Below are 13575 nucleotides of genomic sequence, written 5' to 3'. Positions count from 1 at the left end.
TTATGCTCAATACACAAACTTGGTGCTGTAATTGCTTCCGTTGCCGATAAACTGTTTGACTTCCTCGCTGCCGCCGCTGTTGGCCGCAAAGGTGGGATCCATCAAAGTCCACTTTTTCCCGTTGAAGTGGATGATCCCGTTGACCCATCCCTCGTTTTGCAGATAGATGCTGATCCATGCGTGGTAAATCCCCCCCGTGACGTAGCCCACCTCCAGGCGGGTGGGAATCCCCTGCGAGCGCAGCATGGCGGTCATCAGGGCGGCGTAGTCGAAGCAGATCCCCTTGCCGGAGCGCAGGGTGTCGTCCACATTGGGCAGGTAGCCGGTCAGCGAGCCGGCGGCCGCGCTCTGCGCCTTGCCATCGTCATATACCACGTTTTCGGTAACAAAGTTATAGACCCTCTGCACCACTTCGAGATTGTCCTTCGCTCCCTCGGCCAGCTGGGCTCCTTTCGCCACCGCCGCGCTCGAGGAGGTAAAGCTGACGTACTGGTTGGGGTAAAGATAGGGCGAGAGAGCGCTGCGCAGCTGGACCTCGAAGCTGTGGCTGGCGAGCAGGGCGTACTGACTGCCCGAGACATTTTCATAAATTTTCAAAGTGTAGGTCCCGTTGCCCGAGGTCAGCGGAAAGGCGTCGAACTGGCCCTTGCGCAGCGTGTAGGTATACAGGGTCTGGTTGCTCCCGCTCATCTGGAGCTTGACCTTCGGATTGCTTCCGCTGTACTGGACCATGACGTAACCCTGCTCGGCGTTGGAATAGTCGATGGACACCCCGGGGTCGCTAAAGGTCTTGTCCCCCGGCGCTGTCGGGGTCAGCACCTGGGCGGCGCCTCCCTGATTGGAGGAGGCCTCCTGCACCCCGGCCAGACAGGCGAGCGCCGCTTCCGGTTCGGAAGGCTCCGCTGTTTCCCGGGTAAGGCTTTCCGGCTCCGGACCGGGCAAGGACGAAGCGGCCGCCGCTTCCGGTTCGGAAGGCTCCGCTATTTCCCGGGAAAGGCTTTCCGACTGCGCAGCGGACGAAGGGGAAGACGAAGATGACGCCTGCTGCGGCTGCGGCAACTGGATGGCCTCGACATGCCCCCCTGCGTCGGGAGAGGCGGAGGCGCAGCCGGCAAAAAGATATAGAATCAGCAGGGCCACGCCAAACAGCCGGCCTTTCCTCATGCGTCTTCCCCCTTTCCCCCAACCGGACTAGGACTGCGCCGCGTCCGCTTCCTTCTCTTTTTGGGCGCTGTCCACCCGGCGCGCCGTGACCACGATCCGCCGCTCGGAGGTGCCGACCGGGTCGCAGGAGGTCAGGGTCAGGCAGCCGTACTCCCGGCAGTAGACCGGCCCCCAATCGTCCGGCTCGACGATCGCGGTATCCTGATAGATATAGGTATACTCCCGCCCGCCGTAGTCGAGGTAGCAAGCGTCCCCCTCCTGCAGCTGGTCGAGATAGTAAAACTCGGCCCCGTAGATGTCCCGGTGCCCGGCGATCGAGACGTTGCGGTTCCCCTCCCCGGGCAGCTGGGCATATTCATAGAGCCCCACGCCGCGCTGCAGCACCTCGGGCCCGGTGCCGGCGAGCACCGGGGCATCCAGCCCCAGGCGCGGGATGCGAAGGGTCATCTCCCCGTCCCCGTATGCCGCCCGCTCGTCGGTGACAAAGAGCCGGTCGGTCGGGTAAAGGATCGCATCCTCCTGCGGCGGCTCGCCCGGCTCGGCAGGGACCGTCAGCGCCGGGGAGGGGTCCAGATTTAGGCGGCTGTGCAGCCGCCCGGCATAATGTATGTAGAGGTAATAGCCGATCAGCACGATCCCCGCGACGACCAGGATCAGCCCCAGCAGGCGGATCGCATCAGGCTTTTTCGCGCGTTGCTTTTGATTCCCCACCGGCGGCCCCCCTTCGTAGTCATATTCTATTATAATCTCCCGTGAGCATAAAAGCAAAACTTATTTTCATCCGCTGTGCAAACCGCTCAGAAACGCGGCCACTTTGTCAAAAATTTATCAAACATTACAAAAATTAAAATTATGGTTCCGTCAAAGTGAAAAACGTGCTAAACTGAGATATAAGCGTGTGCAAGCTATACAGGCCACGGCCAAGGGAAAGGATGGTTTTATGACAAAGGCGGAGAATGAAACCGTTTTTCATATCGAGATGCTCGGCGGGTTCAAGCTGACGGTCGGAGATAAGGTGATCAGCGATACCATCAGCCGCACCCATCAGCTTTGGAACCTTTTGGAATACCTGATCGCCTTCCGCCACAAGACCATCTCCCAGGAGGAGCTGATCGCCGCGCTCTGGCCCAATGACGACAGCGAAAACCCGGCCAACGCGCTCAAAAACCTGGTCTACCGGATCCGCTCTACCTTTACCTCCCACGGCCTGCCCCATGCCAAGGAGATCATCACCTTCTATCACGGCGCCTACCGCTGGAACAACGACCTGCCCTGCGTGGTGGACACCGAGGAGTTCGAGCGTCTTTGCAAGGAGGCCGCCAACCCCGTGCAGCCCGCCGGGGAGCGGATCGCGCGCTACCGCGAGGCGCTGCAGCTTTATAGGGGGGATTTCCTTCCGACCTCGGGCTATGAGGAGTGGGTGGTTCCGCTGAGCAGCTATTACCGCTCGGCCTATTTTAAATGCGTCTACGAATGCTGCGAGCTGCTCATGCTTTCCGAGCGGTACGACGACGTGCGCATGATCTGCGAGCGGGCCAACGCCATCGACCCCTTTGAGGAGCGCGCGCACCTCTGCCTCATCCATGCGCTGGTCAGGCAGAACAAGCAGTCCGCGGCGCTGGAGCACTATAACTACGTCACCGACCTGTTCTACCGCGAGCTGGGGGTCAAGCCCAGCGAGGCCATGCGCGATTTATACCGGGAAATCCTCAAAACGGTCAACAGCGTGGAGACCGACCTTGGCATCATCAAGGAGGACCTGCGCGAGCACAGCCAGGCGCAGAGCGCCTTTTACTGCGACTATGAGGTGTTCAAGAACCTCTACCGCCTCGAGGCGCGCGCCGCCGCGCGCACCGGCCAGTCGATCTTCATCGCCCTGTTCACCCTGACCGACCTGCGCAGCAACATCCCCGAAACCAAGGTGCTGGGCACTGTGATGGACCAGCTGCTTTCCACCATACGCACCAGCCTGCGCCGGGGGGACGTGGTCTCCCGCTTCAGCACGACCCAATACGTGTTGATGCTGCCGGCGCTGACCTTTGAAAACGGCCAGATGGTGATGGACCGGATTACCCGCCGCTTCTGGCAGGAACACAAGGGCGCGCCGGTCAAAATCCACACCACCCTGCAGCCGCTCGACCCGGTGGAGTGATTTTGTTACCGGGATATGACCCGGGAATGCTAAAATAAGCGTTGCGGGAGTTTTGGGTTTTTACATTCCCGCTAACCTACACAAACTGCCCTCCCCATTTTGGGGAGGGCAGTTTTATTACTGCTGGGCACAGGCGAAGCAGCAAAAGCGGCCAGGCCCGCAGGACGGCCATATGTTTTATTCCGCTTTCTCCAGCAGCGCATGCAGCTGTGCGATCGCATCCTCCACATACCTGGCCATCGGCTTTTCCATAATCCCCACGATCCGGACGTTGCACTTGGAGACCGGAAGCAGAATTTTTTTCGCTTCGCTCAGGCAGACCGCCTCGGCCATGGCGGGGGAAATCTCGCCCAGGATGGAGTAGGGCAGCGCAATTCCGATGGGGCCCATGATAACGTCCGCCCGGCGGCAGTTGTAGAGCACGGCGCTCTCCCCAGTCGCCCCCGCGTTGGCTCCCGCGCGCAGCATGGCGCCAGTGGCCAGCGCATTGGTCCCCACCGCGATAATCTCCAAATCCTTAAAGTCGGCGCGTGCCTGCTCGATCAGACTGCGGCCCATCCCGCCGCCCTGGCCATCGATCACGACCAATCTCAAACTCTCGTCCTCCCTCATTTTATCCGTCAGAATTTATTGCCGCTTCCCATTGTACAGGATTATTTTCTGTCTTTCAACCAATGGAGAAACAAAAGACGAAAGCACCCAAAACGGGTGCTTTCAAATTATAATATCTCTTTTAGCAGCCCGGCGGCTTTCTCCGTCCGCCCCCGGTCCCCGAAGGCGGTCAGGCGGAAATACCCCTCGCCGCCCGGCCCGAAGCCGGAACCGGGGGTGCCGACGATCCCGGCGCGCTCGAGCAGGTAGTCGAAGAATTCCCAGGAGCTCATCCCATCCGGACATTTCATCCAGATGTAGGGGGAATTCTTCCCGCCGGTATACCACACCCCGCGCGCTTGCAGCGCCCCGGCGAGGAGCGCGGCGTTGCCGCGGTAATAGTCGAGATTCGCTCGGGTCTGGCGCTGCCCCTCGGGACTAAAGACCGCCTGCGCGCCCCGCTGGACGATATAGGGCACGCCGTTAAACTTGGTGGTCTGCCTTCTCAGCCAGAGCGCATGCAGCCCATGGCCGCCGAAGGAAAGGGATTTCGGCACCACCGTATAGCCGCAGCGGGTTCCGGTGAAGCCCGCCGTCTTGGAAAGGGAGCAAAATTCGATGGCGCACTCCCGCGCCCCGTCGATCTCATAGATGCTGCGCGCGAGCGCCTCTTCGCAGACGAACGCCTCATAGGCCGCGTCGTAGAGGATCAGCGCGCCGTGCTCCTGCGCATATGCCACCCAACGCCGCAGCGCTTCCCTGCTGTAGGCCGCCCCGGTCGGGTTGTTGGGCGAGCACAGGTAGATGATATCCGCCCTCGGCGCCTGGTCGGGCAGCGGCAGGAAGCCGTTCTCCCTGTTGGCGCTCAGATACCGGATATCCCGCCCGGCCATGACATTGGTATCCACGTAGACGGGGTAGACCGGGTCGGGGATCAGCACAGTATTTTGAAGCGAGAGGACGTCGAGGATGTTTCCAAGGTCGCTCTTGGCCCCGTCGCTGACGAAGATTTCGTCCTCACCTATTATGGTGCCGCGCGCGGCGTAGTAGCCGCAGACCGCCTCGCGCAGGAAGGAATAGCCCTGCTCTGGGCCGTAGCCGTGAAAAGTCTCCTGCCTGCCCATTTCGTCCACCGCCTTGTGCATGGCCTCGGTCACCGCCGGCACCAGCGGCAGGGTCACGTCCCCGATCCCCAGGCGGATGACCTCCCGCCGGGGATTGGCCTCCTTCCAGGCGGCGAGCTTATGAGCGATCGAGGCGAAGAGGTAGCTCTCCTCCAGCCGCAGATAGTTTTCGTTGATCTTCATATTTTTAATTCCTTTTCCTTTGGCACATGCCGCCTATTCGACCGTCACGCTCTTGGCCAGGTTGCGGGGCTTGTCGATGTCGCAGCCCTTCTGCAGCGCCATATAGTAGGCGAAGAGCTGCACATATACGGTGGCCGGGATGGGCGAATAGATGTCCCGCATCCCCGGCACCGGCCAGATATCCTGGAACTGCCCCTCGTTCTGGATCTCCTTGTCGGTGATCAGCAGTATGCTCGCACCCCGCGCGCGGACCTCCTCGACGTTCGAGAGGGTCTTGAGGAAGATCCGCTCCTGGGTGGCGGTTGCCACCACCAGGGTGGTCTCGTCGATCAGGGCGATGGTGCCGTGCTTGAGCTCGCCGGCGGCGTAGGCCTCGGAGTGGATGTAGGAAATCTCCTTGAGCTTTAAGGCCGCCTCCAGGCTGGTGCAGTAGTCAAGCTGGCGGCCGATGAAGAAGACGTCCCGGCACATGCGCATGGAGTGGGCGAAGTGTTCCACCTGCCCTGCCCGCTCGAGCACGCTTCGCACCTGCCCGGGCAGGCGCAGCAGCTCGCGCAGGCAGTCCTGCAGCTCCCGCTCGCTGATCAGCCCGCGCAGGTTGCCCAAATCCAGCGCCAATATCTCAAAGAGCAGGACCTGGGTGGTGTAGGCCTTGGTCGAGGCCACCGCGATTTCGGGCCCGGCCAGGGTGTACATCACCGCGTGCGCCTCTCTGGCCACCGTGCTGCCCAGCACGTTGCTCAACGCCACGATCCGGTGCCCGTTGTTCTTTGCCTTGCGCACCGCCGCGATGGTGTCCGCCGTCTCGCCCGACTGGCTGACCGCGATCAGCGTTTCATTGGCGCTGTAGACGGTATCCTGATAGCGATACTCGCTGGCGATCTGCGCGTGGGTGCGCACTCTCGCCAACTGCTCGAGCAGGTTCTGCCCGACCATCCCCGCGTGATAGGCCGTGCCGCAGGCCACAATGGTGATGTTCTCCACCTGCTGCGCCTGCTCCTTGGTAAAGGGCATGCTCTCGCGGCGGATGGTGAGGGTCTGCGCGTCTATGTAATGGTTGAGGGTATCCTCGATCGCCTGGGGCTGGTCATAGATTTCTTTGAGCATGAAATGCCTAAAGCCGCCCCGCTTGGCGCCGTCCGCGCTCCAGGAGATGGGGGTGGGCTCCTTCTCGAGCGCCTGCCCCTGCGGCCCGTAGAAGCGGATTTCGCCGGCGGACAGCGCCGCGATCTCGCCGTCGTCCAGGATGTAGATATCCCGGGTGTATTCCAATACGGCGGAAATATCGGAGGCGAGGTAGTTTTCCCCCTCCCCCTTCCCCACGATCAGCGGGCTGCCGCGGCGCGCGCACCAGACGGTGTCCGGATCGGACACGTCCAGGATCCCCAGCGCATAGGAGCCCTCGAGCATGGGAAGTACCTTCCCAAGGGTGGTGAGCAGGTCGGTTTCGTAGTAATATTCCAGCAGCTGGGCGATGACCTCGGTGTCGGTCTGGGAGGAAAACTGTACCCCGCGCTCCATCAGCGAGCGCTTGAGCGCGGCATAGTTTTCGATGATCCCGTTGTGGACCACCGCGATCCTGCCCTTCTGGCCGATATGGGGATGGCAGTTCTCCTCGCTCGGGCGCCCGTGGGTCGCCCAGCGGGTGTGCCCGATCCCGACGCTGCCGCTCACCGGCGCGCGGGAGACGATATCCTGCAGGTTTTTGAGCCTCCCGGTCGATTTGCGCACCTGCAAGTCTCCCTGCGACTGCACCGCTATCCCGGCGGAGTCGTAGCCCCGGTATTCCAGCGCGCAAAGCCCCGACAACAGCAGCTGGGCACAATCCCGTCTGCCCGCGAATCCGATAATCCCGCACATAACTATAACCATTCCTTTCTTGGGCGCCGGCTGTAAAAACCGGCTCGTCAGCTTAAAAGCGGACCTTTCAAACATGGTCTGCTTCATCAAGGCCGCGAGGGACCCCGATAATCAATCGGCAGCCGCCGTTTGTGCTCGCTTCTCTGGTGCAGAAGTCCGATCTTCCCCACCGCCTGGGGGCTCCCTTCCCCCTGCAGCAGGTAGGAGTCCAGGTCCCGGTAGCTCAGGCCCAGTTCCTCCTCGTCCCGCTGCCCCTGAAAGAGGCCCGCCGAGGGCGCCTTTTCCATAATCCGCCCGGGCGCGCCGAGATGGCGCAGAAACTCGTACACCTCGCGCACCGTCAAATCGCTGACCGGGTTGAAATCGCACGCGCCGTCCCCCCACTTGGTGAAGTAGCCGATATGCCGCTCGCTTCGGTTGGTGGTGCCGGCGACCAGGTAGTTCTTGCTCTGCGCGATGGCGTAGAGCATGGTCATGCGCAGCCGGGGCGCGATGTTGAGCTTGGCCGCATCCGAGAGGTTGAGCCCCTGCCTCGCCGACGCGCACAGCGCCTCCTTGGCCGCGCCGAGATCGACGGTGATGGTCTCTATGCCGAACTGCCGTGCTAAAAGGATAGCATCCTCGCGGTCCCTTTGCAAGTTCTGTTTGACCGAGCAGGGCATAATAACCCCCAGCACATTGCGGCAGGCCTTCCGGCAGAGGATGCCCACCAGGGTGCTGTCCTTGCCGCCGCTGTTGCCATAGACGATCCCGTGGCAGCCGGACTTCGCCAGCACGTCCCGGATAAATTCGGTGCGGTTTTGCAGCTCGATCTTATAGTCGCGCATAGCTGTCATCCTTTCCGGCGGCGTCCCGGCTAGCCCTCGCTCCCCGCCTTCAGCGCGGCGGCGATAAATTCCCGGAAGAGCGGGTGCGCCCGGTTGGGGCGGCTCCTAAATTCGGGATGGTATTGCACGCCGATATAGAAGGGGTGGCCGGGCAGCTCCACCGCCTCGACCAGCCGCCCGTCTGGCGAGACGCCGCAGACCTGCAGTCCGGCGGCGGTGAGCCGGTCGCGAAACGCGTTATTGAATTCATACCGGTGGCGGTGGCGCTCATTGATTTCCCGCCCGCCGTAAATCTGTTGCAGACGGCTCCCCTCAGCAGCGAGGCAGGGGTAGCTGCCCAGGCGCATGGTGCCGCCCTTGGGGAGGTTCCCCTTCTGGTCGGGCATGAGGTCGATCACGCAGTTTTCATTGTCCGGGGCGAACTCTCTGGAGTGGGCCCCCACAATCCCGGCCACATTCCTAGCATATTCAATCACCGCGATCTGCATACCAAGGCAGATGCCAAAATAGGGGATTTCGCGGGTCCTGGCGTACTCGGCGGCGGCGATCATCCCCTCGATCCCCCTCTCGCCAAACCCGCCGGGCAGGATGATCCCCCCGCAGCCCGAGAGCAGGCTCTTTGCCGTTTCGGGGGTGATCTGCTCGCTGTCCACCCAGCGGATCGAGACGTTCGCCCCGTTTTCATAGCCAGCGTGGCGCAGCGCCTCGGCCACCGAGAGGTAGGCGTCGTGGAGCTGTACATATTTGCCCACCAGGGCGATGGTCACCGGGCGGGTGCTCTCTTTGATCCGGCCGAGCATCTGCTCCCATTCGCAAAGATCCCCCGGCCCGCAGGCAAGGCCCAGCTTGCGGCAGACGATCTGCGGCAGCCCGGCTCTCTCCAGCATGATGGGCGCCTGGTAGAGCACCGGCAGGGTGATATTCTCGATCACGCACTCCTTCGAGACATTGCAAAAAAGGGCGATCTTATCCTTTATGCTCTGCCCGAGCGGCTCGTCGGTGCGCGCCACGATGATGTCCGGCATGATCCCGAAGGATTGCAGCTCCTTGACCGAGTGCTGGGTGGGCTTGCTCTTGTGCTCGCCCGAGCTCTTGATGTAGGGCACCAGCGTGACGTGGATGAAAAGGCAATTCTCCCGTCCGGCCTCGTGCGAGACCTGGCGGATCGCCTCCAGAAACGGCTGGCTCTCGATGTCGCCGGTGGTACCGCCGATCTCGGTGATCACCACGTCGGCGCCGCTCTTCTCCCCCACAGAATAGATGAAGCTCTTGATCTCGTTCGTGATGTGCGGGATGACCTGCACCGTCTCCCCGAGGTACTGGCCGCGGCGCTCCTTTTGCAGCACGTTCCAGTAGACCTTGCCGGTGGTCAGGTTGGAAAAACGGTTGAGGTCCTCGTCGATGAAGCGCTCGTAATGCCCGAGGTCCAGATCGGTTTCCGCGCCGTCCTCGGTGACGAACACCTCGCCGTGCTGATAGGGGCTCATGGTGCCCGGGTCCACATTGATATACGGGTCGAGCTTCTGGGCGGCCACCTTGATCCCCCGCGCCTTCAAAAGCCGGCCGAGCGAGGCCGCCGTGATCCCCTTCCCGAGCCCCGACACCACGCCGCCGGTCACGAAAATGAACTTGCTCATAACTCCACTGCCCCCTCATAAACCTTTACCGCTTCCCCGGTCATATAGACCGTCTCATCGGTCACCCGGATCGTCAGGTCCCCGCCCAGCAGGTGGACGAGGATATCCTCATCTTTATCGCAGAGCCCCTGCGCCACCGCGGCCGCGGCGCTCGCACAGGCTCCGGTCCCGCAGGCGAAGGTCTCGCCGCTGCCCCGCTCCCAGACCCGCATGCGCAGCACGTTGCGCTCAGGTACCGATACGAATTCGGTGTTCACCCGGTCGGGGAAGATGGAGTCGTGCTCGAAAGACGGGCCGACCGCCGCGAGGTCGATCGCCGCCGGGTCGGCGGTAAAGACGACGCAGTGCGGGTTGCCCATCGACAGGCAGGTAACGCGGTACTCACGCTCCCCGATCCGGACCGGGCAATCGACCACCCGTTCCCCCTTGATTTTCACCGGGACTTGCTCCGGCAAAAAGACGGCCGGTCCCATGTCCACCCGCACCGAGCGCACCTGCCCGCCGTCGGTGTGCAGCACGAGGGTCTTGATCCCGCTGAGGGTCTCGACCTTCACCGTCTTTTCCCGCACGATCCCGCTGTCATAGAGGTACTTGCCCACGCAGCGGATGGCGTTGCCGCACATCCTCCCTTCGCTCCCGTCGGCGTTGAACATCCGCATTCTGGCGTGCGCCGACTCGCTTGGGAGGATCAGCACGATCCCGTCCCCGCCGATCCCGGTGCGCCGCTCGGACAGGCGCACGCTGAGCGCCTCGGGAGAGGCGACCTCCTGGCGGAAGCAATCGAAATAGATATAGTCGTTCCCGCAGGCCTGCATCTTGGTGAAATGCAGCTGCAATCTTTCCCCGCGCATATGGTTGATGTCGACCAGCTCGGTGTTCGCCTCGGTGAACCGTCCCCAGAGGCTGTGCAGCAGGGCGTTGGCGGTGTCCAGCGAGGTCAGGCAGGGGATCGAACGCTCCACCGCCTTGCGCCGGATGCGCACGCTGTCCCTGGTGGGAATCCGCCCCTTCTCGGAGGTGGAGACAATGTACTGGATCTTCCCGCTTTCGAGCAGGGAGAGCACGTTCTCCTCAGCCTCGTGGATCTTTTTGACCGTCCTGGCCGCGATCCCCGCCCTTTTGAGGGCGGCCGCCGTGCCCTCGGTGGCATAGAGCGCGAAGCCGAGCCGCGCAAAGCCCCGCGCGGTCTTTGGCAGCTCGTCCTTGTCCCTCTCACGCACCGTCAGCAGTACCCCGCCGCCCTTCTCCATCCGGTAGCCGGCGGCAATCAGCCCCTTGTAGAGCGCCTCGTCCAGGGTCTTGCCGATCCCCAGCACCTCGCCGGTCGACTTCATCTCGGGACCGAGCAGCACGTCCACGTCCGCCAGCTTCTCGAAGCTGAAGACCGGCACCTTGACCGCCACATAGGGCGGGGTGCGCCGCAGCCCGGTGCCGAAGCCCATCGCGCGCAGGCGCTCGCCGAGCATGGCCCTGGTCGCAAGCTCGGCCATCGGCACGCCGGTCACCTTGCTGATATAGGGCACGGTACGGCTGGCGCGGGGGTTGACCTCGATGACGTAGATTTCCCCCTGGTGTACGACGTACTGGATGTTGATGAGCCCCTTGGTGTGCAGCGAAAGCGCCAAACGCTCGGTGTACTCCACCACCCGCTGCAAAAGCTGTGCGCTCAGGTTATAGGCCGGATAGACCGCGATCGAGTCCCCCGAGTGGACCCCGGCGCGCTCGATATGCTCCATGATCCCGGGGATGAGGACCTCCTCCCCGTCGCAGATGGCGTCGGCCTCCAGCTCGGTGCCCGTCAAATACTGGTCGATCAGCACCGGGCTCTCGATCCCGTGGGAGAGGATGATCTGCATATATTCGCGCACGTCGTCGTCCGAAAAGGCGATGATCATGTTCTGCCCGCCCAGCACGTAGGACGGGCGCAGCAGCACCGGATACTGAAGCTCGTGCGCCGCCGCGAGCGCCTGTTCGGCGGTGGTCACGGCGGCCCCCTTCGGGCGGGCAATCGAGAGGCTTTCGAGCAGGGCATCGAAGCGCTCCCGGTCCTCGGCCATATCCACGCTGTCCGCCGAGGTGCCCAGTATCCTGATCCCCTGTTCATGCAGGAACCTGGTCAGCTTGATCGCCGTCTGCCCGCCGAAGGCCGCCACCACTCCGTAGGGGCGCTCGGTGCGGATCACGTTCATCACGTCCTCGGGGGTCAGCGGCTCGAAATAGAGCCGGTCGGCGGTATCGAAGTCGGTCGAGACGGTCTCGGGATTGTTGTTGATGATGACCACCTCGTATCCCTGCTTCTTGAGCGTCCAGGCGCACTGGACCGAGGCGTAGTCGAATTCGATCCCCTGCCCGATCCGGATCGGCCCCGAGCCGAGGACCACCACCGTCTTCCCCCGGCTCTTGTGTCCTTGCAGGTACTGCGCGGCCTCGTTTACCTCGTCATAGGTGGAATAGAAGTAGGGTGTCTGCGCCTCGAATTCAGCCGCGCAGGTGTCCACCATCTTGAAGGAGGTCGCAAGCGGGCGCTCCACCCTTTTGCCGCTGAGGCGTTCGATCACCCGGTCGGGGAAGCCGAGCTCCTTGGCCGCGCGGTAGAGCGCCGGGGTTGGCGCCTCGTTTTGCAGCCGGCGTTCCATTTCCAGCAGGTTCCGCAGCTTATATAAAAACCAAAGGTCAATTTTGGTGCGCACGTGTATCTCCCCGCAGCTCATCCCCCGGCGCATGCATTCACAGATCACGAAGAGCCGCTCGTCGCTGCAGACCGAAACCCTAGCGAACAGCTCGTGGTCGGGCACGGCCTGGAGCTTGGGCTCGATCAGGCAGTCCAGCGAGATCTCCGCCCCGCGCACCGCCTTCATCAGCGCCGCCTCGAAGGTGTGGGCGATGGCCATCACCTCGCCGGTGGCCTTCATCTGGGTACCGAGGCGCCGGTCGGCGTAGACGAACTTGTCGAACGGCCACTTGGGGAACTTGACCACCACATAGTCGAGCGCCGGCTCGAAGCAGGCGCAGGTCTTTCCGGTGACGGCGTTTTGGATCTCGTCGAGGTTGTAGCCGATAGCGATCTTGGCCGCCACCTTGGCGATCGGGTAGCCGGTCGCCTTGGAGGCCAGGGCCGACGAGCGCGAGACGCGGGGATTGACCTCGATGACCGCGTATTCCATCGACTCCGGATGCAGGGCAAACTGGCAGTTGCAGCCGCCCTCGACCCCCAGCGCGGAGATGATGTGGAGCGCCGCCGAGCGCAGCATCTGGTATTCCTTATCCGCCAGGGTCACCGCCGGGGCGATGACGATACTGTCCCCGGTGTGCACCCCGACGGGGTCGAAGTTCTCCATCGAGCAGACGGTGATCACGCTGCCGCTGCGGTCGCGCATCACCTCGAACTCGATCTCCTTCCAGCCCGAAACACACTTTTCGACCAGCACCTGGCTGATCGGCGAGAGGCGCAGCCCGTTTTGGGCAATCTCCCCCAGCTGCTCCGGATCCTGTGCGATCCCGCCGCCGCTGCCGCCCATGGTAAACGCCGGGCGCACGATCACCGGATAGCCGATCTCCCCGGCAATCCGCAGGGCGTGCTCCAGATCGTGGGCGACCTCGGAGGGGATCACCGGCTCCCCGATCGAGAGCATGGTGTCCCTAAAAAGCTGGCGGTCCTCGGCCCTGTCGATCGTCTCGACCCGCGCGCCCAGCAGCCGCACGCCCTGGGCTTCGAGGAAGCCCTCCTTGGCAAGCTGCATCGAGAGGGTCAGCCCGGTCTGCCCGCCCAAAGTGGACAGGAGGCTGTCCGGACGCTCCTTTAAAATGATCCTCTTGACGGTTTCGACCGTCAGCGGTTCGAGGTAGATTTCGTCGGCCATCTCCCGGTCGGTCATGATGGTGGCGGGATTGGAATTGCACAGCACCACCTGCAGCCCCTCCTCCTTGAGCGCGCGGCAGGCCTGGGTGCCCGCATAGTCGAACTCGGCCGCCTGGCCGATCACGATCGGCCCCGAGCCGATCACCAGCACCTTCTTGATGGCAGGATCGAGCGGCAT

Annotated in this window: 9 protein-coding genes; 1 reads left to right on the top strand and 8 read right to left on the bottom strand. The window is 62.8% G+C overall.

Annotated features, from left to right (window positions below):
• Positions 1-6 precede the first annotated feature (6 nt).
• Together EDD78_RS03215 and EDD78_RS03210 are read right to left on the bottom strand one after the other, a co-directional pair.
• On the bottom strand, positions 7-1164 hold the full coding sequence (locus EDD78_RS03215) for a transglutaminase family protein (RefSeq protein WP_132083942.1): 1158 nt from the start codon (positions 1162-1164) through the stop codon (positions 7-9).
• A 27-nt stretch (positions 1165-1191) separates the two neighbouring features.
• Complete coding sequence (locus EDD78_RS03210) at positions 1192-1875, bottom strand: class E sortase (protein WP_132083941.1); 684 nt, start codon at positions 1873-1875, stop codon at positions 1192-1194.
• Between the two features lie 229 nt (positions 1876-2104).
• On the opposite strand from EDD78_RS03210, the gene EDD78_RS03205 reads away from it, so the two are divergent.
• On the top strand, positions 2105-3316 hold the full coding sequence (locus EDD78_RS03205; protein WP_132083940.1) for an AfsR/SARP family transcriptional regulator: 1212 nt from the start codon (positions 2105-2107) through the stop codon (positions 3314-3316).
• A gap of 177 nt (positions 3317-3493) precedes the next feature.
• Here the strand turns inward: EDD78_RS03205 and EDD78_RS03200 are convergent, their stop codons facing one another.
• The 6 genes from EDD78_RS03200 to carB all read right to left on the bottom strand — a co-directional run bounded on the left by EDD78_RS03200 (position 3494) and on the right by carB (position 13575).
• Complete coding sequence (locus EDD78_RS03200) at positions 3494-3910, bottom strand: DUF3842 family protein (RefSeq protein ID WP_079699474.1); 417 nt, start codon at positions 3908-3910, stop codon at positions 3494-3496.
• Positions 3911-4035: 125 nt separating this feature from the next.
• On the bottom strand, positions 4036-5214 hold the full coding sequence (locus EDD78_RS03195; RefSeq protein WP_132083939.1) for an LL-diaminopimelate aminotransferase: 1179 nt from the start codon (positions 5212-5214) through the stop codon (positions 4036-4038).
• A 33-nt stretch (positions 5215-5247) separates the two neighbouring features.
• Positions 5248-7074, bottom strand: coding sequence for a glutamine--fructose-6-phosphate transaminase (isomerizing) (glmS, locus tag EDD78_RS03190; RefSeq protein ID WP_132083938.1), 1827 nt, complete (start codon positions 7072-7074; stop codon positions 5248-5250).
• A gap of 86 nt (positions 7075-7160) precedes the next feature.
• On the bottom strand, positions 7161-7901 hold the full coding sequence (nadE, locus tag EDD78_RS03185) for an NAD(+) synthase (RefSeq protein WP_286170693.1): 741 nt from the start codon (positions 7899-7901) through the stop codon (positions 7161-7163).
• A 29-nt stretch (positions 7902-7930) separates the two neighbouring features.
• Positions 7931-9538: a CTP synthase gene (pyrG, locus tag EDD78_RS03180; RefSeq protein WP_132083936.1), complete on the bottom strand. Its 1608-nt coding sequence runs from the start codon at positions 9536-9538 to the stop codon at positions 7931-7933.
• Positions 9535-13575 (bottom strand): carbamoyl-phosphate synthase large subunit, encoded by a 4041-nt coding sequence (carB, locus tag EDD78_RS03175; protein ID WP_132083935.1) that lies wholly within the window; start codon positions 13573-13575, stop codon positions 9535-9537. Before carB ends, pyrG begins: the two co-directional genes overlap by 4 nt.

The organism is Harryflintia acetispora (genome assembly GCA_004340125.1).
Lineage (GTDB): Bacteria > Bacillota > Clostridia > Oscillospirales > Ruminococcaceae > Harryflintia > Harryflintia acetispora.
This window is presented reverse-complemented; position numbering and strand designations above follow the sequence as displayed.

What these genes read in the sequence shown, in the direction of transcription:
- pyrG (WP_132083936.1), bottom strand. Translation starts at nt 9,538, where the DNA reads ATGAGCAAGTTCATTTTCGTGACCGGCGGCGTGGTGTCGGGGCTCGGG.
- glmS (WP_132083938.1), bottom strand. Translation starts at nt 7,074, where the DNA reads ATGTGCGGGATTATCGGATTCGCGGGCAGACGGGATTGTGCCCAGCTG.
- EDD78_RS03205 (WP_132083940.1), top strand. Translation starts at nt 2,105, where the DNA reads ATGACAAAGGCGGAGAATGAAACCGTTTTTCATATCGAGATGCTCGGC.
- EDD78_RS03215 (WP_132083942.1), bottom strand. Translation starts at nt 1,164, where the DNA reads ATGAGGAAAGGCCGGCTGTTTGGCGTGGCCCTGCTGATTCTATATCTT.
- carB (WP_132083935.1), bottom strand. Translation starts at nt 13,575, where the DNA reads ATGCCGCTCGATCCTGCCATCAAGAAGGTGCTGGTGATCGGCTCGGGG.
- EDD78_RS03195 (WP_132083939.1), bottom strand. Translation starts at nt 5,214, where the DNA reads ATGAAGATCAACGAAAACTATCTGCGGCTGGAGGAGAGCTACCTCTTC.
- nadE (WP_286170693.1), bottom strand. Translation starts at nt 7,901, where the DNA reads ATGCGCGACTATAAGATCGAGCTGCAAAACCGCACCGAATTTATCCGG.